The following is a 23,039-nucleotide window of genomic DNA, read 5'->3' as shown; positions in this document are numbered from 1 at the left end:
TAATGAGATTAAAAATTGCTTATCAGACTGATATCGGAATGGTGCGCCCCAAAAATGAAGACGATGCCTCATTTTTTTATGATCAAAATCATAATTTGCTAGCAATTGTTGCTGACGGCATTGGCGGTAATCGTGCTGGCGAAGTTGCTTCCAAGATGGCAGTCGATGGCATTGGTAAACGCTTTGAAAAGGAACGCTTACAATCGATCGAGCATGCTGCCGATTGGTTCGATCAACAAATTAATTTTGAGAACCAAGAAATTTTGGCAATTTCGATGCATGATCAACAACTAAGGGGAATGGGAACCACTTTTGTAGGGGTGATTGGCTTAGATCAAAAATACATTATTTGTAATATTGGTGACAGCCGTGGGTACGTATTTCGAAACGCTAAGTTAACCCAGTTGACGGAAGATCATTCCTATGTAAATGAATTGATCAAGGCTGGTAAAATTAGTAAAAAAGATGCGCTTTCCTATCCTTACAAGAACGTAATCGTAAGGAGTCTCGGAATTTCTAATCATGCTGAACCGACGATTTCAGATGGAGCTGTTCAATTAGGAGATCAATTTTTACTTTGTAGTGATGGGTTGACCGACTTAGTTTCAGAGTCCGTAATTAAGTTAATATTGGCATCTAGTCGTTCCACTGACGATAAATGCCGCAAATTAGTGGAAGTGGCGAATCAGAACGGTGGCACTGATAACATCACGGTTTTAATTATTGAAACTCAATCTGATCAAGGAGTTGATGATCATGATTAAGGGACGTTTATTAAACGGTCGTTACCGAGTTATTGATCAAATTGGTCAGGGGGGGATGTCTGATGTATACATTGCAAAGGATGTTCAAACCAATCGATTTGTGGCTGTAAAGTTCTTACGGGTCGACTTTCGCGATAATCCGCATACTAAGGCGCAATTTAAAAGAGAAGCACTGGCAATTAGCCATTTGAATAGCGAACACATCGTCAAAATATATGGATTCGAAGAAGATGATGGGATTCAATATTCAATCATGGAGTACGTTAAGGGGACGAACCTCAAAAATTATATTAAGGAACATGCTCCCATTTCGGTCCCGAACGTGATTAAGATTATGAATCAGATCTTAGATGCAGTCAGTGTTGCCCATCAAAATAATATCGTTCATCGTGATTTAAAGCCTGAGAACGTTTTGATCGATGGTTCAGAAAATGTGAAAATCACCGATTTTGGAATCGCAATTTTTGCAACTGAAAATACGTTGACGCAAACTAATTCAATCGTAGGTTCGATTCACTATCTATCTCCTGAGCAGGTCCGAGGTGAGGTCGCAACGAAGCGCTCTGACATTTATTCACTCGGAATCATTATGTATGAACTCCTTACAGGACAGGTACCATTCGATGGTGATAATCCAGTATCGATTGCTTTAAAGCATTCTAAGGCTCCATTGCCACCGATTAACAACGGCAAAAATAAGATTCCGCTCGCAGTCGAAAATGTCGTCTTACAAGCGACTGCTAAAAATCCTAAGGATCGGTTTGAATCGATTTCTGAAATGCAAAAGGCCTTAAACATCGCCCCCCATTTAAAACGGGTGCTACGGTTTACCCCGCAAAATTCATTTGATGTTGAAGATGAAACTAAAGTCATGAATTTTGATGATTTAAATTTATTGGATAATACGGCAGATGGTTCATCGAATCCCAATAAATCGGTTAAAAATCCTGGAAAGGTTTTTTGGGGGACTTGGGTCGGAGTCGTCGTTGGCATTTTGGTCGTCTTCGGATTGACGGTCCACTTCTTTTTTGTCCAGGTCCCATCTTTAAATGGGCTCTCCAAGGAGCAAGCGATTAAACGATTACAATCAACTGGCCTACAGGTCGACCGTATTAAGTATCAATATGCTGATAACGTGCCGATCAATCAAGCGTTCAATACTGATCCAGCAGCCAAGCGCTGGCTATTTCGCAATGATAAGGTCACGTTAGTACTTAGCAATGGGGTCAGTAAAATTGATTTGAGTAATTATATTGGCCAGGATTTCGATGTTACCGCTAAGGAGTTGGAAAATCAGGGCTTTACGGTTGAAAAAACGTACTCTAGTTCTGATACGTTCGGCAGTGGTAAAATTTTAAAACAGAATTTTATTCCGGGCAATTCATATAGTCCTCGGAATAAAACGATTAAATTTGAGGTGTCTGACGGGATTAAGCAGTTCATGATGAAACGATTGATCGGGCTAAGTAGGGATGAAGCTGCTAGTTATGTTCAGATGATGGGGTTAAATCCAACCTTCGATTATCAATATAATGATGAATATCCAGCTGGAATCGTGTTCAATCAAAATCCAGGGGATGGATTGACCGTTTATAATGGTGATAACATTATTATTTCAGTTTCCAAGGGTGAAAAGGCCAATGGAAAGGAAAATGGTTCCCATACTTTAAACGTTAATGTTAATTTACCATATAAGAGTAATAACAATAATTCAAACAATATTGATATTTACGTTAAAGATGAGGATAATTCGATCGATCATCTTTATCGCCGAATTACGATTTATCAAGATACTAAGTTCATCATTCCATTTAAGTTGGACGGAAAGACCCCCGGTGAATATAAAATTATTAGAGATGGTAAAACCATCAGCTATGTGAAAAATATTAATTAGGATTTTTTATCTAGATAAAATTTAGTATAATAAGACAAAAGGGGTGTTTAATTGGCAAAGGGAAGAATTTATCAATCATTGAGCGGTTTTTTTGACGTTCATTCTGATGGCAAGACCTACCGTACACGGGCGCGTGGTAACTTTCGAAAACACGGGATTAAGCCGGTCGTAGGTGATATCGTAGAGTTTGAAAATGACTATATTTTAAGCGTTGCTGAACGCAAAAATGCGCTAGTGCGCCCGCCGTTAGCAAATATTGATCAAGCGGTGGTGGTCACCGCTACGACTGAGGCTGAGTTTAGTATTAATTTATTAAATCGGCAGTTGATTGCGCTTGGTATCAGCCATATCAAGCCGATCATTTATTTTACTAAGTTAGATTTATTAACGCCGAAACGCTTTTCTACCATTCAATCGTTAGCTGATGATTACCAAAAAATTGGGTACACGACAATTTGTGCGCATCAGCAATCTGATGATGATTCATTACAAAATCTAAAAGCACATTTTGCGAACTGTTTAACTGTTTTTATGGGGCAAACGGGGGCTGGTAAATCAACGTTATTGAATAAGATTCTCCCTTCTTTACACCTGGCAACGGGTGAAATTTCTCAAGCATTGAACCGAGGACGGCATACGACACGTAAAGTCACCTTGATTCCGATTGCAGGTGGATTAGTTGCTGATACTCCTGGTTTTTCATCTTATGATACTTTTGACATTGATTATCGAGAACTAAGGGATTACTTTCCAGAATTTGTTCGCAACGCTCCTGATTGTAAGTTCAGAGGGTGTTTACATGTGAATGAACCTGGTTGTAAAATTAAAGCAATGGTTGCTGATGGTGAAATATTAAAGAGTCGTTATGATGATTATTTGCAGCTATTTAATATGCTCAAGAACCGTAAGCCCATTTATAATAAAAAGAAATGAGGAAAATGAAAATGATTAAAGTAGCTCCATCAATTTTAAGTGCAGATTACGTTAATTTACAAAGGGATATTGAAAAGGTTGAAAAGGGTGGTGCTGAATACCTCCATATTGATATCATGGATGGGATGTTCGTTCCAGCCATTTCATATGGACCTAACTGGGTCAAAGCCATCAGACCGATCTCAAAGATGATCTTAGATGTTCACATGATGGTACAAAACCCAGAACGCTACATCGATACCTTTGCCGATGCTGGTGCTGACTTGATCGGAGTCCACGTTGAATCGACTCCCCATATTCATCGGGCCCTTCAAATGATCAAGAATCAAAACGTGAAGGCTGAAGTAGTGATTAACCCAGGGACTCCTGTGGAAGCAATCAAGCCCGTTTTATATTTGGTCGATCAAGTGTTAGTAATGACCGTTAACCCTGGTTTTGGGGGCCAAAAGTTTATTCCAGAAACCGTTAAGAAGATCGCTGAACTAAACGCCATTAAGAAGGAAAATGGCTATGACTTTGATATTGAAATTGACGGAGGGATTAATGACCAAACCGTCAAAGAAGCCTATGATGCTGGTGCAACGGTAGCCGTTGCTGGTTCATATGTATTTGGTGCTGATGATCCTGCAAGTAAGGTTCAAGCAATTAAGGATGCGACTAAGTAATGGTAAAGCGGATTAACTTGTTAAGTGGCGGTCCGGTCGAAAACTGGCCTGCAGCGATTGAAGAACGCCAAGTTGATGGTGATTGGATTGGCGTTGATCGAGGGACACTACGGTTGATTAAATTAGGCTACGATCCCATTTATGCAATTGGTGATTTTGACTCAATGAGCTCAGCTGAATTGAAGTTAGTCCAAGCCCACGTTCATGGCAATCATCAATCTAATCCAGAAAAAGACGATACCGATACTCAGTTAGGCTTAAAGGTTGCAATTGAACGCTTTCATGCCGATGCAATTGACATTTATGGTGCAACTGGCGGACGAATCGATCACTTTTTGGCGAACTTTTTGATGGTTTTAGAATTACGGTTTAGAGCATACGCGCCCAAGATTCGCTTGATCGATAAGCAGAATACGATTAGTTATTTTTTACCGGGCAAGCACACCATTACAAAAGAACCCGATAAAAAGTACCTGGCGTTCGTGCCGTTGAACAAAATGACTTTAACGCTTAATGATGAAAGATATCAACTAGATCAATATCCAATTCAAAATCCAGTTTCTTTGGCCAGTAATGAATTTATTGGCGAGACTGGCCACTTTGAATTTGATCAAGGGGTCATGGCAGTAATTCAAAGCCGTGACAAATAAAAAAAGACCAGTTATAAACTGTGAAGAGCCCTCTATATGTTGGACAGAAAATGTTCAGCATATGGGGGTCTTTATTTTGGCAAAATATAGTTATGAATTTAGATTAAAAGTTGTTTTAGAATATCTTTTTGGAGTTGGATCAACTACGTTTAACCATAAATATAGCATTGAGGGTGTTGCAACAATCTACTCATGGTTAAAGACGGATAAAAAGTTTGGTAAAACAGCACTATTCAATAATAATGGATGTCATGTTAACCATAAAAGAGCCCAAAGAATCATGTAAAAATACAATTTACAGTGACAACTATAAGGGGAAATGTTTAGATAATGCTCAATGAAATCAATTTTCCATATTATGAAAATTGAAATGATGAACAAGGATTATAATACCAAAAAATCTTTAATCAATGCGATGAAAACATGGATTAAGGATTACAATAATAATAGATTAAAAACTAGGATATTAATCACAAAATCAATATTTGGGATTGATATCCTAGTAAAAAGTATTAGTCCAACCTATTGGGATCATATCAAAATTCTTTGATTACTTGAGCTAAATTAATATGATATTCAGCCTGTAATGCTTCATCTAAAAAGTAATATTCTACTGACATATGATCGCTAAAAGCCATTTGATAGATACGATCATCTGACATTTTCAATATATAATAACAACTATTTGTTGTTCTTGACACTTTAGCATTGACTACTTCTTTGAGTTTTAGATCTCCGCTTAACATTAAAGGGGAGTTCTCTATCTATTACGAGTTGCCTAAAAAATAAATCAATAGCTTTGCTTTGTGTTAATCCAATACTTTCCAGAACTTCTTTAGCTTGATTTTTTAAGTTCTCATCAATTCTGACGTTAAGGTTTGATTTCTTTGCCATTATTCTCCTCCTGTTCTTTTAATGTGAAACACTTAATCGTTTATGCACTAATGAAAACATGATATTATTAAGTTCGTTAGTGTGGTGCTAAATTAATAAAGAGGGGTTGTAAAATAAAATGTTATTAAATTTCGATGCTTCAACCGTTAAAAATATTATCAAGAGACACAATGTCTCTATAATGAAAGGTTTCAATTTAAATTATTTTGATCCAGAATTTTTAAAGAAATTAGCCATAGAAGATTTAACGATATATAACGAAACAAATCACGAAAACGATCAAATAAGCACTGATATAAATTATTCAGATTTAATAGAATATAACCAAGTCAACGAACATGAATACTCATTTAAAATAAATGTGTCAACTGAATTTAAAGGACTTGGTTTAAATCCCGAAATATCATTGATACCAATTGACACAGAAAATTTAAATTCAAAGGGCTTACTTGCACCAATTTTAACAGATGGTGGTTATATTTTTGAAGCACTAAATGATTCATCTGTTTCTGGTATGGACTTTGATTTTTATGCTGGCCGTATAGTAGATGGAATACACGAATACAGCGAATCTACATCTATTGAGTTTGGAAATAAAAAAGATATTTTAATTCCAGTCGGAAGTCCTATTGAAATAACGAGTAAATTACATGACTTAGGTTTTGCCGTTGGTGATTATATGGAAGAATGCTACGAAAACCAAATATTGGATTAAGTTTTTTCTTTTCCATGCTTCAGATAATAAATCTTATGTAAAGTAACGATACATTTGTAACTTTTTGTATCGTTACTTTATTTATTTGATTTTTCTCGATTACATTTACGCCAAAGCATTTGTAAATTATCAATCCGTTGAACCAGGCATTAAAAAGCATCCAGAACATTGTTAAGCATTCAATTGTGCATATTGATCAAGGAATTCAATATCGGAATGATAGTTGGAAGCTATTCATTCCATGTCCCTTAAGGGAACATATTTAATTGATACTCAAATGGAATCATTTTTTCATATCATGAAAATTGAAATGATGAACACGCATTATGATACCAAAAATCCTTAATCAATGCGATGAAAACATGGATTAAGGATTACAATAATAATATATTATTAAAAAAACTAGGATACCAATCACCAAATTAATATTTGGGATTGATATCCTAGTAAAAAGTATTATTCCAACCTATTAGGGTTAGAATAATACTTTTTTATTTAAAGTCATTAGACACGAGTAACCTTACCTGATTTTAAGGTACGGGCACTAACCCAAACTTTTTTAGGTTTGCCATCAACTAAAATCCGAACTTTTTGCAAATTTGGCTTCCAGCTACGACGTGAAGAATTTAAGGCGTGAGAACGCTTGTTACCGAAATGGGTTCTCTTACCGCTGATAAAGTCTTTAGCCATGATAATGCCTCCTTACATTTATTTTTTATTCTTTGTTTTAATACACTACAATAATTTAGCATATTATCAGTCTTTTTGCAATACTTTTCTTTCAAGTATTTTTACTTGACAGCTTCATAAGTCAAATTCGGGTTCAACTCTTTTGATTGTGCAGTTCTTGTGGTAATATTAGTAATTGTTTATAGTGTATTTCGAATCTTTTAAGGAGGCTATTGGATTGGCCGTTAAAATTAAGACAAAGTATGGAATTGTTGATATCAGCAGTGAAGTAATTGCTTCAGTGGTTGGTAGTGCAACTACTGATAATTATGGAGTCGTAGGAATGGCTAGCAAAAAGCAACTCCGTGATAATGTCAATAGTATTTTAAGAAATGAAAACTACTCAAAGGGAGTAGTCGTTAAACAAGAAGTGAATGGGATTGCGATTGAAGTAAACATCATTGTTAGCTATGGGACTAAGATCTCTGAAGTATGTCGTAATGTTCAATCAAAAGTAAAATATAATTTGGAAACCATGCTTGGCATTACTGCCAACGCAGTTAATGTGATAGTCCAAGGGGTTCAAGTTTTAAACGATTAAATCTAAACTTACCTCTTGTCTAGGGGGATATCAATTGATAGTAACGGAAATTGACAGTCATCAATTCAGAAAGATGATTCAAGCGGCCGCAGCAACGCTTAAAAACAATGCTGATTTTATTAACTCTTTAAATGTGTTTCCAGTGCCAGATGGCGATACTGGAACGAATATGAATTTATCATTAGCTAGTGGTGCGCAATACGTTGCCAATTCGAATAGTAATTCCGTTGGTGAGCTAGCCGAATCATTAGCAAAGGGACTCTTAATGGGTGCACGGGGGAATTCTGGAGTGATCTTATCACAAATTTTCCGCGGATTTGCTAAATCGGTTAACAAAAAGCCAACCTTGGATGCTAAGGATTTGAACGATGCGCTAGTCGAAGCTACTAAAACTGCGTATCGTTCTGTAATGAAACCAACCGAGGGGACCATTTTAACGGTCATTCATGGGGCAGCCGAAAAAAGTCGGGAAGTCTATTCCTCCATGGATGTTGCTGAACTCATGGATGTGGTTAGTGATGCAGCCGATGCTGCATTGAAGACGACTACCGATTTATTACCAGTCCTAAAGCAGGTCGGCGTGGTCGATTCTGGTGGCCAGGGACTAGCATTTGTACTTAGGGCGTTCGCTGATTCATTGAACGGTCGGGAAGTATCCGTTGCCAAAAACGATCCTACTGATGCAGATGTGGCTGAAATGATTGATGCTAAGCATCACAAGAGTGTGCAGGGTGAAATCGATCCTGCTGATATTAAATATGGTTATTGTACCCAGATAATGGTCAGAATTGGGCATGGTAAGCAAGTTGATCAAAAATTTGAATACCAACCATTCCATGATTACCTGGCTAAGCTGGGCGATTCCTTATTAGTAATTAACGATGATGAGATCGTTAAGGTCCATGTTCATACCGAACACCCTGGAAAAGTCCTAGCTTGGGGGCAACAATTTGGTGATTTAGCAACGGTGAAGGTTGATAACATGCGCCTTCAACAAGAAGATATCATCAATAATGATGCTGACGATGAACCCACTAAGGATGAAATCGACCGTCCAAATGATACGGCGGTCATTGCCGTTTCCAGTGGGCAGGGGATTGGCACGCTCTTTAATAGTTTGGGCGTTACCGACTTGATCAACGGGGGGCAAACAATGAACCCTAGTACTCAAGATATCGTTGATGCGATCAATAATTCACATGCACAGCGTGCGGTGATTCTACCTAATAACAGCAATATCTTTTTGGCAGCCGAACAGGCAGCTAAGGTTGCTAACGTGCCGACCGTTATCGTTCATACGAAGACGGTTCCGCAGGGGATGACTGCGATGTTGGAATATGATCCATCAGCCGATTTAGAAAAGGTAAAATCAGCCATGGAAGCTAATTTAGAGTTTGTCAAAAGTGGTGAAGTTACCCAAGCAGTTCGAGACACCGAATTGGATCAGGTCCATATTAAAAAGAATCAATACATGGGCATTGTAGACGGTAAAATTACCGTTACTAGTTCGAATATGATCGATGCTGCGACCCAAATGGTAAAAGCAATGTTAGATGAAGATAGTGAAGCAATCACCATTATTTACGGAAATGGTGCGAATGAACGTGAAGCTCAAAAGTTAAAGGATAAGATTATGAAAATGGATGAAGACCTAGAAGTTGAAATCCATGAGGGTGATCAACCGATCTATCCATTTTTAGTTTCTGTTGAATAAAGGTAATTAATCGGAATTATTTCCGATTTTTTTATTCGGAGGTGGTTGAAATTACTAATTTGAATGACGCAGTTATCAATTTGGACGGAGTTGGTCCTAAAAAACAACAGGTATTGAATAGTTTAGGCATTAAAACGATCAATGATGTTTTGAATTATTTTCCGTTTCGTTATGATAATTTCAATGTTCAATCATTATCTGAAATTCCGCCACAATCACAAGTTACACTGCGGGGGCTGGTCTTAGATCAACCGCAGATATTCAGATATGGTTATAGGCGGACGCGGTTGACCTTTTTAATGCAAGTTGAAAATAATGCGATTCGGGTCCATTTTTTCAATCAACCATGGTTGAAAAAGCAAATCACCACCAATCAGCCGATTGTTATTTTCGGGCGTTTAGACCTGCAAAAATTATCGATGGTGGGAATGCGAATTATTAGTACCACGACCAATAAGATGGAGCCAATTTACTCTGTAAATAAAACGATCAAGCAATCGACCCTAAAAAGTTTAATTCAAGAGACCTACGATCAATATCAAGATCAAATAGAAGAAATACTGCCATCATCTTTGCGTGAACGCTACCAACTAGAATCACATCGCCAGGTAATCCATGATATGCATTTTCCAGCGACGCTAGAAGACTCTAAGCTAGCGTTGCGCACCGCTAAGTTTGAAGAATTTTTTATTTTTCAAATGCGGATGCAGTTATTACGATTGCGTGATAATGATTTTACAGGGGTTAACATTAATTACGATCGGAAAGCCGTTGATGCGTTCATTGAGCACCTGCCATTTGAATTAACGGGAGCGCAGTCAAGGGTGGTTAATGAAATTCTTGCGAACTTGAACAATCATTCCCAAATGAATCGATTGCTACAGGGGGATGTGGGTAGTGGTAAAACGATCGTTGCAGCGATTGCGATCTATGCTGCGGCTACTGCAGGGTACCAAAGTGCTTTGATGGTCCCAACTGAAATCTTAGCGGAACAACATGCTAATGGTCTATCCCGCATTTTTGCTGATTTCCCCCTTTCGATTGTATTGTTGACAGGTGATACTAAACCAGCGGTTAGAAGGGAAATCCTTCCCCGCATAAAGAGTGGGGAAGTGGATCTTGTGATCGGGACGCACGCTTTAATTCAATCTGACGTTGAATTTAAAAACCTGGGGTTAGCGATCATTGATGAGCAGCACCGCTTTGGGGTTAATCAAAGAGGAGCACTTCGGAAAAAGGGGGATGCGCCTAACGTTTTGACAATGACTGCGACCCCGATTCCCCGAACGATGACCCTGACTGCTTATGGAGAAATGGATGTTTCAGTAATCGACGAGCTGCCGGCTGGCAGAAAGCCGATTATTACCTATTGGATCACTAGTAACCAGTTCACCAATGCACTGCCTTTCATCTTGGAACGCTTAAATCAACATGCGCAAATGTACGTAATCGCACCGTTAATTGAAGAATCTGAAAAGTCTGACATGCAAAGTACTGAGTCGATTTTTGAAATGCTGGAAAATTACTTACCAGGATTTAAGATCGGCTTGTTGCACGGTCGGATGAAGGATGAAGAGAAAAACGCCATTATGGATGCCTTTAAAAAACAAGCATTACAAATCCTGGTTTCAACGACCGTGATCGAAGTCGGGGTTGACGTTCCAAATGCTTCATTGATGCTTATTTTTAATGCCGATCACTTTGGGTTAGCCCAATTGCATCAATTAAGGGGGCGTGTCGGTCGTGGCGACAAACAATCCTATTGTATTTTGGTTGCCGATCCTAAAAATGAAGTTGGTAAAAAACGAATGGCAGTCATGGTCGACACCACGAATGGTTTTATCGTTGCTCAAAAGGACTTAGAGTTGCGTGGTTCAGGAGATGTCATGGGTCGCCAGCAATCGGGACAGGTGCAATTTAAGGTCGGAGATCCAGTAGCCGACTTAGTAATGCTTTCATATGCACAAATGGAAGCTAAAAATATCGTCAGCGATCCCGAATGGACCGTTCAGACTGATAATTTACCGTTAGTTAAATATTTAAATGATGAATCGCTGAATGATTCGTTAGATTAGGAGAGATATGATGAAAATTGCTGTTGATGCAATGGGTGGCGATTATGCACCTACTGAAGTTGTAAAGGGGGTTGAAATGGCTCGTGACCTTTATCCAGATATGGAATTCCAATTATACGGTCCTAAAGACCAGGTCGAGCCATTAGTAGCAAATAATGAACGGATTACACTAATCCATACTGACCAGGTGATTGAAATGGGTGAAGAACCCGTTAAAGCGATCAAGAATAAAAAGGATTCGAGTATGGTCCAAGCCGCACAAGCCGTTCATAATGGGCAAGCTGATGCATTTTTGTCGGGTGGTAACACTGGTGCATTACTAGCTGCTGGTTTGTTCATCGTTGGTCGAATCAAGGGAATCGAACGGCCCGCATTGACTACAACGTTACCGATGGTCGAGGGGCCAAATGATAAGTTTGTAATGCTGGACGTGGGGGCGAATGCTGATTCACGGGCATTCCATCTATACCAATACGCATTTATGGGAAGTTACTATGCTGATGCCGTCTTAGGAATTAAAAACCCACGGGTGGGGCTTTTGAACAACGGGACCGAAGCCGATAAGGGTGACAAGTTGCACAAGGCCGTCCACGAACTCCTGGCTGCCAACCACGATCTTAATTTTATTGGTAACGTTGAATCCCGTGAATTATTGAACGGGGCTGCTGACGTTGTTGTCACGGATGGTTTTACTGGGAACGCTGCTTTGAAGAGTACCGAAGGAACTGCATTGACGATGCTAAATTTGATCAAAAGTAGTATAATGAATGGTGGTTTAAAGGATAAGCTGGGTGCTTATTTCCTTAAGGATACTTTTAAGCAAATCAATACGAAGTTGGATTATTCTAAGTATGGCGGTGCGGTTTTGATCGGGGTCAAGGCGCCAGTCGTAAAAATGCACGGCAGTAGTAAGGCGACTACCGTACGGAATACTTTAGGACAAATTCATACCATGGTCGAATCCAATACGGTCGGTCAGATTGTTGATTACTTTAGCGCCCATGCTGATGCAATGAAGGCAATTAAGCAAGAAGCAAAGAATAACTAAATTGGTGAGGGATAACAATGACAAAAGATGAAGTTTTTAATAAAGTAGCTGATATGATTGCTGATCAATTTGAATTTGATCGCAGTAAGGTTACTGGTTCTTTGAACTTTAAAAATGATTTGGATGCTGATTCGATTGATTTTGTTGAATTTGTTTTGAACTTAGAGAGTGAATTTGGCGCTAGTATCGATGATGACGATGCTGAAAAATTAAATACGGTCGATGAAGCCGTTGATTATATCGTTAGTCATTCTTAAAACATTAGAATACATTTAAAGGGGGCGATTACTTTTGGTAATCGCTTTTTCTTGAATTAATATTAGGAGTGAAATTAAAAATGGATGCAGTCTTTGATAAAGAATTAGCGGATAACTATGGAATTAAATTTAATAACGAAACGCTGCTGGATGAAGCATTTACACAAGCTTCATATGTAAATGAACACCCTGGCCATCATTTAAAATTTTACGAACGAATTGAGTTTCTTGGGGATGCTGTTTATGAACTAGTGGTTTCTGAATATATTTTTAAACGGTATCCCAATTTACCTCAAGGCCAATTAACCCGTTTAAGAGCAGCGATGGTAAATGAACAAAGTTTTAGTAGCTTTGCTCGTGAATGTCATTTTGATAAGTACATTCGATTGGGGCACGGTGAAGAAAAGGCGAACGCGCGGAACCGCGACTCATTACTTTGTGATATTTTTGAATCATTTATTGGGGCAGTGTACTTAGATCAGGGGATGGAACCGGTAGTTCGGTTCTGTCATAAGGTCATTTTCCCAAAACTGGACGCAGGTTGGTTTGATGAATTTTTTGATCATAAGACCGAACTACAAGAAAAAGCACAGGTCAACGGGCCAGTGGCGATCGAATACCACTTATTAGATGAAAATGGTCCCGAAAATCACCGTCGTTTTAAGGTTTCCGTTACCATTGATGGGAAGGAATATGGAATCGGTAGTGGCCATTCCAAAAAGAATGCGGAACAAGGAGCTGCTAAGCAGGCGCTCAAGCACTTTAATTAATCTTTATAGAATGGGGTATTATTTTGAAACTAAAATCAATGCAATTAGTTGGTTTTAAATCATTTGCTGAAAAGACAACGATTGACTTTCAAAGCGGTTTAACAGCAATCGTTGGACCGAACGGGAGCGGTAAAAGTAACGTGATCGAAGCAATTCGGTGGGTCTTAGGTGAACAATCTGCTAAACATTTACGTAGTACTAAAATGACAGACGTGATCTTTTCTGGTTCTAAGAGTCATCGGGCGTTGAACCGTGCTGAAGTAACCCTAACTTTTGATAACTCCGATCACTATTTAAATACGAATTATACTGAAGTAACAGTAACTAGAAAATTATTTCGTAATGGTGATAGCATTTATTATTTAAATCAAAAGGAGTGTCGGCTAAGGGACATTAATAATTTATTGATGGACACTGGGGTCGGGATTGGTTCTTTTTCGATCATTTCACAGGGAAACGTCGAGGCCATCTTCAATAGTAAGCCAGAAGAGCGGCGTAATCTCATTGAAACGACCGCTGGGATTTATAAGTATCGCCAGCGCAAACAGTTAGCCGATCATCGATTGGGCGAGACCAATGATAATTTGAGTCGGGTCAATGATATTATTTTAGAGTTAGAATCACAGGTCCAAACGTTACGGACCCAGAGTAAAGCGGCAAGTGAGTACCAACGATTACAAGCATCGCTTGGTCAGTGGCACCAAAAGCAATTAGCTGGCAATGCACAACGATTCGTGGCTGATTACACGGCAAATGAAAAAGCGTACCAAGAAGCAGACGAGCGGGTAAAGGCTTTAAATCAAGCAATTGACAGTTTGAGACAACAAAAGCAAGGCACCCAAGACCAACTAGACGAACTGACGATTGCTCAAGAAAAATCACAATCAAAGCTGCTCAAAGCGACTAGTCAAATGGAGCAATATAACAGTCAAATTAAGTTAGCTTCCCAGCAATCAACCTTTAAAACGGAGCAGTTAACCAATGCTAAGGCTGACTTAGAACACCTCGTATCACAGTATTCAGAAATTGAAAATCAAGTCATCACAGCGAACGAGACTCAAACGACCCAACAAAACATCATTGAACAACATCAAGCTCAATTAAAGGCTTCACGGGTAAAACAACTAGCCGCCAAGCTAACGACCGTTAACGAGCAATTGACATCGTTTAGAGATCAATATTTAGAATTATTGCAACGGTCAAGTGATCTTAAGAACCGTTTGAACTATGCCAGCAAGGATAGCGAACAATTTCATCGCCAGCAAACAGCGATCAACGCAAGGATTACTGATAATCAAGCTGCAGTCGAGAAGCTCAAAGGACAGCTCCAACAGCTAAAAGATGCCTTGGACACCAAACAATCTGCCTTGCATAAGATTAATGATCGAATTGCTAGTAATAACTCACAAGTGCAAAGGTTGCGTCAATCGGCTGATCATAACCAAAGTGATTGGTATCGAGCGTTGCAAAAAAGTCAAGAACTCAAGGCTAATCGGGATGGATTGGTTGAGTTTCAAAATCAACATGGCGGCTATCTTCAGGGCAGCCGTAATTTGTTGAACCATCGCGATGAGTTGGACGGCATTATTGGCTCCGTTGCTGACTTTTTAGATGTTGAAAGTGACTACGTGAATGCAATTGAAACTGCATTGGGCAGTCGGCTGCAACAAATAATGGTAACGGATAATCAAAGTGGTCGAGAAGCGATTCAGTTCATGACGGTTCATAAACTGGGGCGCATCACGTTATTGCCAATTAACAGCTTGACTAATCATTCCGTCCCGCCAGCCATTTTAAAGCAAGCGAAACGGATCGAAGGCTTTGTTGCCGTTGGAAATCAGTTGGTCCAAATGCCTAATCAGTATCAATTAGTGCGTGATTATTTGTTAGGAAATGTTTTGGTGGCAGTAGACCTAGCGGCAGCGATAAAAATCGGGACTGCGGTCAATCATCGGTTTCGGGTGGTTAGCTTAGATGGCCAGGTTGTTAATGCAGGAGGATCAATCACCGGTGGGGCGAACCAAAAACGGTTCACTGGGATGTTAGTTCAAAAGGAAAAGTTGCATCAATTAAATCAAGCTGTTCAGGAATCGAAACAAAAGCTAACTTCTTTAGAGCAATCAGTTAAAACCAGTCAAGCTGATTTAAAACAAGCTCAACAGCAAAATGATTTAGATCAACAAAATCAACTAGCGCTTAAACAGGATGTTCAAATGTTGAGCGGACAGGTGCAACAGCTGCAAACGACAATTGAAAATAAGCAACGCGAGGCTGCTAGTCAACGCGTTAATTTACAAACGTTAAGCGCTAATTTTGCGCAAGCTGCCGATGTGGATTTTAAAGATGAACTAGCAGCGGTTAACAAACGCATTTCAGAAAACCAATCCGCTGTAAAACGGGCAAATCAAGCAAAGCAGGACTTAGAACAACAACACCAATCAGCGCTAAAAGATGAGCAAACCAAAAGAGAACAACTACTATTGGCTCAGTCAGAGGCACGGCACGTTGAACAAAAGATCACCGATTTGAATGCCCAATTAGCAACTAACCAAAGCCAACAGATTAAGTTGAACCAAACGATCGAGCATTTAAATGAACAAATTAATGGTCAATTGACTAGTGCTGCTTTAAATAATAAGATTGGCGTTGTTAAGCAAAATCAAGCTGATTTAAAACAGCAGATTGCAGATACAAAGCAGTCAATAACCAAACTAAAGCAAGTACTTGCACCGATTGATGAGCAAATTACTCAAAAACAAGATGCATTGTTGCAGACCCAATCTACCGTTGAGCATTTAAAACAACGGATCCAGACAACGACCGCTCAGTTAAAATCAGTGCGGACGCTCGCCAGCCAAAAATATGGACTGACTTTGCAACAGTTAGTTGATTGCACCGTTAATGAGGATTTAAAAGCAATTAACCAACGCATGACGAAGCTTCAAACACAAATCGAAGCCTTAGGGCCAGTCAATATAAATTCAATCACGCAATTTGATGAGGTGAATGAACGCTATCAATTTTTAAAACAACAGGCTGATGATTTGATTCAATCGAAACGCCAATTAGAATCGACGATGAACCAGATGGATGCCACCGTTAAGCAACGGTTCAAAACGACTTTTGATCAATTACAATCAGCATTTCGCACCACCTTTAAGGAAATTTTTGGTGGCGGGGATGCTAAGCTGAAACTGACTGATCCGCACCATCTTTTAACTACTGGGATTGAGATTATGGTCCAACCACCTGGAAAGCGCTTTAGAAGCATGTTATTGCTTTCGGGTGGTGAACGTTCATTAACCGCAATCGCACTGTTGTTTTCGATTTTAAAGCTGCAACCAGTGCCATTTGTAATTTTGGACGAAGCTGAATCAGCACTAGATCCTGCTAACGTGGATCGGTTTGCACGCTACATCCAAAGGCTAAGGGATCAGACTCAATTTATCGTGATTACGCATCGGAAGGAAACGATGGTTTATGCTGATAATTTATATGGGGTCACGATGCAAGACTCTGGCATTTCTAAGGTCTTGACGGTCGATTTAAAAAACGCGCAAGCAACGAAGGGATGATATAAATGGGATTATTTGATATTTTTAAACGTCGCAATAAAAAGAAAGATCAACAATCTGAAGCAGATCAAGGGGAATTCAAAAATGCTCAATCTTCGGTTAGTGTTGAATCTAGTAGCGCTAGTTCAGCCAGTCAGACCAGTAGTGAGCAGAGTAGTGACTCCTCACAAGCAATCGCAACCAGTTCAGATGCAGTTAGTGAATCTGAGTCTTCAACAAGTACCGAACCCGTTACTAGCAGTGAAGAAGCGGTAGATTCTTCTGCTAGCGGAGAAGTTAAATCTGTCGAATCAACGCAATCAATTGAGCCAAGTGCTAAAGCAAGTTCAACTAGTTCTGAAAATGAATCTGTTGAATCAAATTCTTCACTTCAAGACCTTGAATCTTCTTCACAATCAAGTGAAGATTCGGCGCAATCAGCAACTGCGGCTGATGAAGAACATGTTGAACCAGAAGAACCAGAAGAACCAGAAGAACCAGAAGAACCAGAAGAATCACAAGAACCAGAAACTGAACCGCAAGAAGAAGCCACTAAGTATGAACATGGGCTTGCCAAGTCGCGTTCATCATTTGGGCAACGCTTGAATAAGCTCTTCGCTAACTTTAGGTCCGTGGATGAAGAATTTTTTGAAGACCTGGAAGATACTTTGATTGAATCCGATGTTGGTTTTGATATGGCGGTCAATTTGACTGATGAACTTAGGGATGAAGTGAAGTTAAAAAACGTTAAGTCCAGAAATGAAGTTCAAAACGTCGTAATTCAAAAGTTGATCGAACTATACGACCAAAATGGCAATGGTGAGACCAATCAGATCAACTTTGCTAAAGAGGGACCGACCGTGATTTTATTCGTGGGGGTCAACGGAGTGGGTAAAACCACCACCATTGGTAAGATGGCAAAGCTGTATCATGACCAAGGCAAGAAGGTCTTGTTGGCTGCTGCTGATACATTTAGAGCCGGTGCGATTCAGCAACTAGACGTTTGGGCCAAGCGTGATGAAGTTGACATTGTTAAGAAACCTGAAAAAAGTGATCCCGCCTCAGTCGTCTTCGATGCGGTCCAAAAAGCCAAGAAGGGGCAATACGATGTTTTATTCGTTGATACAGCTGGACGGTTACAAAATAAAGTTAATTTGATGAATGAGCTTTCCAAGATGAAGAAGATCTTGACCCGTGAAATCCCAATGGCGCCCCATGAAGTAATGTTAGTATTGGATTCTACGACCGGTCAAAATGCATTGAATCAGGCCAAGTTGTTTAAGCAGGTGACCGATGTAACCGGAATCACGTTGACGAAACTAGATGGAACCGCTAAGGGTGGAATTGTGTTAGCAATTAGAAACGAGTTGCATATTCCAGTCAAGTACGTCGGATTAGGTGAACAAGTTGGTGACTTGCAACCATTCAACGCTAGTGACTTTGTTTATGGATTGTTCAAGGGGTTATTAAAATAATTGACGGAACGTCGTTAGATTATGTATTCTATAAGCTAAAGGAATCTTAACTGGGGGCATCGCTTTGGAATTATCGAAGAATTACCGAATTAATTCGTTATTATCGTTTTATGAACCATTACTGACGAATAAGCAGAATAGCTATATGCAACGCTACTATGTTGATGACTATTCATTGGGAGAGATTTCAGAAGAGTTTTCAATTAGCCGCCAAGCAGTTTACGATAACATCAGGCGGACTGAATTGATTCTTGAAAAGTATGAATCTCAACTCCACCTTTATCGTGATTTTGTGTCGCGCAACCAGAAGACTGATCGCATTAGGGATTACGTTAAGGTTAATTATGCTGCCGATGCAAAGTTAGTGGGATTAGTAGCTGATTTAGAAAAAATAGAAGAAGAATGAAAGTGGTGAAATAATGGCATTTGAAGGTTTAACTGAACGACTCCAAAAAGCCATGCGAAATTTACGGGGCAAGGGTAAAGTTAGCGAATCTGACTTAAGAGCAACCATGCGTGAAATTAGATTGGCGCTATTAGAAGCCGATGTTAATTTTGGCGTGGTTCGGTCATTCGTTAAAAAAGTCCAAGCACGTGCTAAGGGTGCGGATGTTTTAAAGGGATTGAACCCCGCTCAACAGATCGTTAAAATCGTTGATGAAGAATTAACGAAGATGATGGGTGAGACGGCAGTTCCCCTTAATAAATCTGATAAAATACCGACCGTGATCATGATGGCTGGTTTGCAAGGGGCCGGGAAAACGACGACAGCCGGTAAGTTGGCCCTTAAATTAAAGGATGAACAAAAAGCCCGTCCGTTAATGATTGCAGCTGATATATATCGACCAGCTGCCATTGATCAATTACAACAGGTCGGTCAACAAGTTGACGTGCCAGTCTTTGCAATGGGGACCGATGTTGATCCGCGTGAAATTGTTGAAAAGGGAATGGCACAGGCCAAGGAAAATCATAATGACTATGTGATTATTGATACCGCTGGTCGCTTGCAGATCGATGAAAAACTAATGGATGAGTTAAAGGACATCAAGGAAATGGTGCATCCCGATGAAATTCTATTAGTGGTAGATGCGATGACTGGTCAAAACGCTGTTGAAACTGCCGAAGGTTTTAATGATGCATTAGACGTGACCGGGGTCGTATTGACGAAGTTAGATGGTGATACCCGTGGTGGAGCTGCATTGTCCATTCGGGCCGTGACCGACAAACCGATTAAATTCGTTGGACAGGGTGAAAAGCTAACCGATCTAGATGTTTTCCACCCTGATCGAATGGCTTCACGGATTCTTGGGATGGGTGATATCCTTTCGTTGATCGAAAAGACCCAAAAGGATTATGATCAAAAGCAAGCCGAAGAGATGGCTGAAAAGATGCGTGAGAACACCTTTGACTTTAACGACTTCTTGGATCAGATGAAGCAGATTCAAAAGATGGGGCCCCTAGAAGACATCATGAAGATGATTCCAGGGATGGCGAATAACCCAGCTTTAAAGAACGTTAATATGGATCCAAAGGATATTGCACACATTGAAGCGGTGATTTATTCAATGACTGCTAAGGAACGTGAAGATCCAGATTTGTTGAATCCATCCAGACGTAGAAGAATTGCAAGGGGGTCAGGGAGACCGATTCAAGAGGTTAACCGCATGATCAAGCAGTTCAATTCGATGAAGAAAATGATGAATAAGATGTCGAACGGCAACATGTCCGGGATGGAAAACATGATGCAAGGCCTTGGTGGCAATACGCCCGGGATGGGTGGCGGCATCGGTGGCAAACTGTCTAACCTTGCTATGAAACGAATGGCACGTAAAATTAAAAAGAACAAGAAACGCCGCAATAAGAAGCGGAAAAAGTAATTTAAAAAGTCATTACCGCTTACCTGTGGAATGGCTTTTTAATTTGGGAGGGACTTAAAATGGCTTTAAACTACCAACAAGTATTAATGGCTGCTAATGTAGTGATCAAGGCGGGGAACGTCCCGAACATTGTCGGTGAAGCTGGAATTGGTAAATCAGCATTGGTGGCTGATTTAGCAAGCCAAAATGGTGCTCGATTATTTACGACCGTTGTCAGTTTATCTGAAAAGGGTGACCTAGCGATCCCAGTCCCACCGCTGACCAGTGATTCATTTATTGAGACGCAAGCTTACGGAAAATTAGCTGACGTTCAATTCGGTTATGCTCACCAGTTGATCGAGATCATCCAATTTGCGGAAAAGCACCCCACACAGCCCATCTATTGGTTCTTAGATGAATTCAATCGGGGTAGCCAAGGCGTTCAAAGTGAATTGATGAACTTGGTGTTGCAACGCTCGATCAATAGTTTACGCCTGCCTGATCAAGTCCACATTATCATTGCTGAAAATCCAGATGCAACCATGAGTGGTTTTTCAGATAGTGAATATCAAGTATTCGGTGGTGACGATGCCATCAAGGATCGGACCGTTCGCCTGGTAATGAAAACCGATATTAACGATTGGCTAAATTGGGCGCAATCAGATGCGCACATCCACCCACTGATTATTAGTTATTTAAAACAACATCCGACGATGCTCAGTACTAAAATCAGTGGGGATGATCTTTTTCCAACGCCCAGAGCATGGGAGCGTCTGTCTAATAATTACTTTGAGCTATTGAAACTGCCCGTTGAACAAAGGCAGTTAATTCAACTAGATATTTTTGCTGGTGATATTGGTAATCAGGCTGCCGTAGCACTTCATGAATTTTTAAGCCAAAGCGATCGAAGCGTTATCGCTGATCAGTTGTTTGAAATTGAATTGCCAGCCGCGCTTCAGCAGTTTATTAATTTAGATCAAGTAGCGCGGGTGAATGTCCTTAAGGTAGCAATTCAAAGGCATTTAGAGCTAACTAGTGATTTTGTGAAGCGGCTCCTTAGATTAATGGAAGACGTTAATCCAGATGGTCAATATGCTTGTTGCTTAGCATTGGTCGATAATTCAGAGCAAATTGAGCAGTTGTATCAGGGGGCTAAGGCCGATCGAATCGGTTATCAAGCATTGTATCGACAAATTGAGCAAGTCGGTTTTGATAACCTTTAGTGGGGGTGAGTGCAATGCAAGTAGCCAATCGCTTAGCTGCCTTACAAAACAATGCAGACGATGCAGAAAATCAGATCGATCTCATTATTAGTGGGCAGTTGATTCAAATCCTTAAAACCACGCGGTACTATGGTGAATTATTATTACAGCTCCCCAGGAGGTTCGATGGTGCTTTTCAGGGGGCCATCGGCATTACTTGGTCCGTCGATCGAATTGTTATTATGATCAACCCCAATCGGTTTTGCAAGGCCAACTTCACGGCTGATCAATTAGACTTGGTATTAAAGCAAATTGCTTTGCACCTAACCTTTGCCCACCCCCTGATGTATCCACGGGTGAACCAGTTGAATCAATTAGCGTGCGACCTCGTCGTTGATCAATACCTTAATGATCGATTGTTAGCACAGGTAAATTTTCAATTCGGATTGAATCTACCCGATCAAATGGGTTCGCATTACTATTTGACCCAATTAGCACGAATTAAACCTAGCAATCAGCAGTCATCGCAAAGGCAAGTAGCTGCGCTAATGCAAAAGCGTCGCCAAAAATATGATGCCCATTCTGGTTGGCAAGCATTCAATGAGCAAGAACGGGCTTTACAACGAGGCCAGTTGCAACAAATGGTCAACCGTGCTTGGCGACAGACACCGACTAAGCAACGTGGCACCATGCCTGGAAACGTAGTTGCAGCGATCGATCATGACGCTAAGGCCCCTAAGATAAAAGATTGGCGCCATTTATTACAAGTGGGGTTAGGGATGCTACCATTTGAAAAGCAGGATTCAAGGGCCCGCTTTAATCGGCGCCAGGGATACCGAATGGAACTAGCTGGTCAAATTAGCAATACGATCAGAAGGATTAATATCTTTGTCGATAATTCTGGTTCGATGGGCGACCAAGAAATTAGTCGGTTGTTAAATGAAATTAGCCGATTTTTGAACCAAACAGCGGCCCTAGTGACCATTTATAGTTTTGATTCGGTAGTTCATTTTAAAGCCAGTTACCATGCTAATAATGGTCATCAGATTAAATATCAACGAAATGGCGGCGGTGGAACGAGCTTTCAAGCGATATTTGATTTTATGAATTCACAACGTAATAAGTTTAATGATACTTTAACCATCATCATGACAGACGGTAATGGGGAGAAGTCGATCAACGTCCATGACTTTAACAATATCGTGTGGATTTTAACCACGCCAGTAAATGAGTTTTCGCTCCGAAATTCATTTCCAGGACGAATGATTTCAATTGATTCAAAACGATAGTTGAGGAGGGGTTT

General features: G+C 40.0%; 22 protein-coding genes. 20 read left to right on the top strand and 2 right to left on the bottom strand.

Features of this window, described 5'->3' with window-relative positions:
• Positions 1 to 2: 2 nt before the first annotated feature.
• From ACSVI6_RS04705 to ACSVI6_RS04675, 7 genes are all read left to right on the top strand, one after another.
• Positions 3 to 764 (top strand): Stp1/IreP family PP2C-type Ser/Thr phosphatase, encoded by a 762-nt coding sequence (locus ACSVI6_RS04705; RefSeq protein ID WP_491720552.1) that lies wholly within the window; start codon positions 3 to 5, stop codon positions 762 to 764.
• Positions 757 to 2,658 carry a Stk1 family PASTA domain-containing Ser/Thr kinase gene (pknB, locus tag ACSVI6_RS04700; RefSeq protein WP_491716317.1) on the top strand — a complete coding sequence of 634 codons (1,902 nt, stop codon included), beginning with the start codon at positions 757 to 759 and terminating at the stop codon, positions 2,656 to 2,658. Before ACSVI6_RS04705 ends, pknB begins: the two co-directional genes overlap by 8 nt.
• Before the next feature lie 51 nt (positions 2,659 to 2,709).
• Positions 2,710 to 3,591, top strand: coding sequence for a ribosome small subunit-dependent GTPase A (rsgA, locus tag ACSVI6_RS04695; protein ID WP_491719543.1), 882 nt, complete (start codon positions 2,710 to 2,712; stop codon positions 3,589 to 3,591).
• 11 nt (positions 3,592 to 3,602) lie between these two features.
• Positions 3,603 to 4,256, top strand: coding sequence for a ribulose-phosphate 3-epimerase (gene rpe, locus ACSVI6_RS04690; RefSeq protein WP_491717298.1), 654 nt, complete (start codon positions 3,603 to 3,605; stop codon positions 4,254 to 4,256).
• Positions 4,256 to 4,906, top strand: coding sequence for a thiamine diphosphokinase (locus ACSVI6_RS04685; protein ID WP_491716315.1), 651 nt, complete (start codon positions 4,256 to 4,258; stop codon positions 4,904 to 4,906). Before rpe ends, ACSVI6_RS04685 begins: the two co-directional genes overlap by 1 nt.
• 76 nt (positions 4,907 to 4,982) lie before the next feature.
• Positions 4,983 to 5,192: a transposase gene (locus ACSVI6_RS04680; RefSeq protein ID WP_491716314.1), complete on the top strand. Its 210-nt coding sequence runs from the start codon at positions 4,983 to 4,985 to the stop codon at positions 5,190 to 5,192.
• A 51-nt stretch (positions 5,193 to 5,243) separates the two neighbouring features.
• Positions 5,244 to 5,456 carry an IS3 family transposase gene (locus ACSVI6_RS04675; protein ID WP_491716313.1) on the top strand — a complete coding sequence of 71 codons (213 nt, stop codon included), beginning with the start codon at positions 5,244 to 5,246 and terminating at the stop codon, positions 5,454 to 5,456.
• 152 nt (positions 5,457 to 5,608) lie between these two features.
• Here the strand turns inward: ACSVI6_RS04675 and ACSVI6_RS04670 are convergent, their stop codons facing one another.
• Positions 5,609 to 5,800 (bottom strand): type II toxin-antitoxin system RelB/DinJ family antitoxin, encoded by a 192-nt coding sequence (locus ACSVI6_RS04670; RefSeq protein WP_491716312.1) that lies wholly within the window; start codon positions 5,798 to 5,800, stop codon positions 5,609 to 5,611.
• Between the two features lie 118 nt (positions 5,801 to 5,918).
• Here ACSVI6_RS04670 and ACSVI6_RS04665 point away from each other — a divergent pair, with 118 nt between their 5' ends.
• Positions 5,919 to 6,515 (top strand): hypothetical protein, encoded by a 597-nt coding sequence (locus ACSVI6_RS04665; protein WP_491716311.1) that lies wholly within the window; start codon positions 5,919 to 5,921, stop codon positions 6,513 to 6,515.
• 504 nt (positions 6,516 to 7,019) lie between these two features.
• Here the strand turns inward: ACSVI6_RS04665 and rpmB are convergent.
• The gene (gene rpmB, locus ACSVI6_RS04660) at positions 7,020 to 7,205 is read right to left on the bottom strand and encodes a 50S ribosomal protein L28 (protein WP_219054488.1); all 186 of its coding nucleotides are present in this window, start codon (positions 7,203 to 7,205) and stop codon (positions 7,020 to 7,022) included.
• A 217-nt stretch (positions 7,206 to 7,422) separates the two neighbouring features.
• On the opposite strand from rpmB, the gene ACSVI6_RS04655 reads away from it, so the two are divergent.
• The 12 genes from ACSVI6_RS04655 to ACSVI6_RS04600 all read left to right on the top strand — a co-directional run bounded on the left by ACSVI6_RS04655 (position 7,423) and on the right by ACSVI6_RS04600 (position 23,025).
• Positions 7,423 to 7,785, top strand: coding sequence for an Asp23/Gls24 family envelope stress response protein (locus ACSVI6_RS04655; RefSeq protein ID WP_491716310.1), 363 nt, complete (start codon positions 7,423 to 7,425; stop codon positions 7,783 to 7,785).
• Between the two features lie 34 nt (positions 7,786 to 7,819).
• Entirely contained in the window at positions 7,820 to 9,499 is a 1,680-nt protein-coding gene (locus ACSVI6_RS04650; protein ID WP_491720551.1) for a DAK2 domain-containing protein, read from the top strand.
• A 50-nt stretch (positions 9,500 to 9,549) separates the two neighbouring features.
• A complete protein-coding gene (gene recG, locus ACSVI6_RS04645) occupies positions 9,550 to 11,574 on the top strand; it encodes an ATP-dependent DNA helicase RecG (RefSeq protein WP_491720949.1) in 2,025 nt (674 codons plus the stop codon).
• Between the two features lie 10 nt (positions 11,575 to 11,584).
• On the top strand, positions 11,585 to 12,622 hold the full coding sequence (gene plsX, locus ACSVI6_RS04640) for a phosphate acyltransferase PlsX (protein ID WP_491716308.1): 1,038 nt from the start codon (positions 11,585 to 11,587) through the stop codon (positions 12,620 to 12,622).
• A 17-nt stretch (positions 12,623 to 12,639) separates the two neighbouring features.
• Positions 12,640 to 12,879, top strand: coding sequence for an acyl carrier protein (gene acpP / locus ACSVI6_RS04635; RefSeq protein ID WP_491716307.1), 240 nt, complete (start codon positions 12,640 to 12,642; stop codon positions 12,877 to 12,879).
• An 80-nt stretch (positions 12,880 to 12,959) separates the two neighbouring features.
• Entirely contained in the window at positions 12,960 to 13,649 is a 690-nt protein-coding gene (gene rnc / locus ACSVI6_RS04630) for a ribonuclease III (protein ID WP_491716306.1), read from the top strand.
• Positions 13,650 to 13,672: 23 nt separating this feature from the next.
• On the top strand, positions 13,673 to 17,224 hold the full coding sequence (smc, locus tag ACSVI6_RS04625) for a chromosome segregation protein SMC (RefSeq protein WP_491720550.1): 3,552 nt from the start codon (positions 13,673 to 13,675) through the stop codon (positions 17,222 to 17,224).
• A gap of 5 nt (positions 17,225 to 17,229) precedes the next feature.
• On the top strand, positions 17,230 to 18,678 hold the full coding sequence (gene ftsY / locus ACSVI6_RS04620) for a signal recognition particle-docking protein FtsY (RefSeq protein ID WP_491720549.1): 1,449 nt from the start codon (positions 17,230 to 17,232) through the stop codon (positions 18,676 to 18,678).
• A gap of 64 nt (positions 18,679 to 18,742) precedes the next feature.
• Complete coding sequence (locus ACSVI6_RS04615) at positions 18,743 to 19,084, top strand: putative DNA-binding protein (RefSeq protein ID WP_491716304.1); 342 nt, start codon at positions 18,743 to 18,745, stop codon at positions 19,082 to 19,084.
• Between the two features lie 13 nt (positions 19,085 to 19,097).
• Positions 19,098 to 20,555, top strand: a complete 1,458-nt coding sequence (gene ffh / locus ACSVI6_RS04610; protein ID WP_491720548.1) for a signal recognition particle protein — start codon at positions 19,098 to 19,100, stop codon at positions 20,553 to 20,555.
• A gap of 59 nt (positions 20,556 to 20,614) precedes the next feature.
• The gene (locus ACSVI6_RS04605; protein ID WP_491720547.1) at positions 20,615 to 21,757 is read left to right on the top strand and encodes an ATP-binding protein; all 1,143 of its coding nucleotides are present in this window, start codon (positions 20,615 to 20,617) and stop codon (positions 21,755 to 21,757) included.
• A 14-nt stretch (positions 21,758 to 21,771) separates the two neighbouring features.
• Positions 21,772 to 23,025, top strand: a complete 1,254-nt coding sequence (locus ACSVI6_RS04600) for a VWA-like domain-containing protein (protein WP_491720546.1) — start codon at positions 21,772 to 21,774, stop codon at positions 23,023 to 23,025.
• The last annotated feature ends 14 nt before the right edge of the window (positions 23,026 to 23,039 follow it).

The sequence above is a fragment of the Nicoliella sp. ESL1106 genome (assembly GCF_058509965.1).
The sequence above is the reverse complement of the archived record's forward strand: the minus strand, read 5'-3'. Positions and strand labels throughout refer to the sequence as shown.

Excerpts from the sequence above, each read along its gene's own strand:
- ACSVI6_RS04685 (WP_491716315.1), top strand. The coding sequence starts at position 4,256 with ATGGTAAAGCGGATTAACTTGTTAAGTGGCGGTCCGGTCGAAAACTGG.
- ACSVI6_RS04670 (WP_491716312.1), bottom strand. The coding sequence starts at position 5,800 with ATGGCAAAGAAATCAAACCTTAACGTCAGAATTGATGAGAACTTAAAA.
- ACSVI6_RS04705 (WP_491720552.1), top strand. The coding sequence starts at position 3 with ATGAGATTAAAAATTGCTTATCAGACTGATATCGGAATGGTGCGCCCC.
- ACSVI6_RS04605 (WP_491720547.1), top strand. The coding sequence starts at position 20,615 with ATGGCTTTAAACTACCAACAAGTATTAATGGCTGCTAATGTAGTGATC.
- ACSVI6_RS04675 (WP_491716313.1), top strand. The coding sequence starts at position 5,244 with ATGAAATCAATTTTCCATATTATGAAAATTGAAATGATGAACAAGGAT.
- ftsY (WP_491720549.1), top strand. The coding sequence starts at position 17,230 with ATGGGATTATTTGATATTTTTAAACGTCGCAATAAAAAGAAAGATCAA.
- acpP (WP_491716307.1), top strand. The coding sequence starts at position 12,640 with ATGACAAAAGATGAAGTTTTTAATAAAGTAGCTGATATGATTGCTGAT.
- ffh (WP_491720548.1), top strand. The coding sequence starts at position 19,098 with ATGGCATTTGAAGGTTTAACTGAACGACTCCAAAAAGCCATGCGAAAT.
- rpe (WP_491717298.1), top strand. The coding sequence starts at position 3,603 with ATGATTAAAGTAGCTCCATCAATTTTAAGTGCAGATTACGTTAATTTA.
- ACSVI6_RS04665 (WP_491716311.1), top strand. The coding sequence starts at position 5,919 with ATGTTATTAAATTTCGATGCTTCAACCGTTAAAAATATTATCAAGAGA.
- plsX (WP_491716308.1), top strand. The coding sequence starts at position 11,585 with ATGAAAATTGCTGTTGATGCAATGGGTGGCGATTATGCACCTACTGAA.
- pknB (WP_491716317.1), top strand. The coding sequence starts at position 757 with ATGATTAAGGGACGTTTATTAAACGGTCGTTACCGAGTTATTGATCAA.
- rnc (WP_491716306.1), top strand. The coding sequence starts at position 12,960 with ATGGATGCAGTCTTTGATAAAGAATTAGCGGATAACTATGGAATTAAA.
- rpmB (WP_219054488.1), bottom strand. The coding sequence starts at position 7,205 with ATGGCTAAAGACTTTATCAGCGGTAAGAGAACCCATTTCGGTAACAAG.
- ACSVI6_RS04600 (WP_491720546.1), top strand. The coding sequence starts at position 21,772 with ATGCAAGTAGCCAATCGCTTAGCTGCCTTACAAAACAATGCAGACGAT.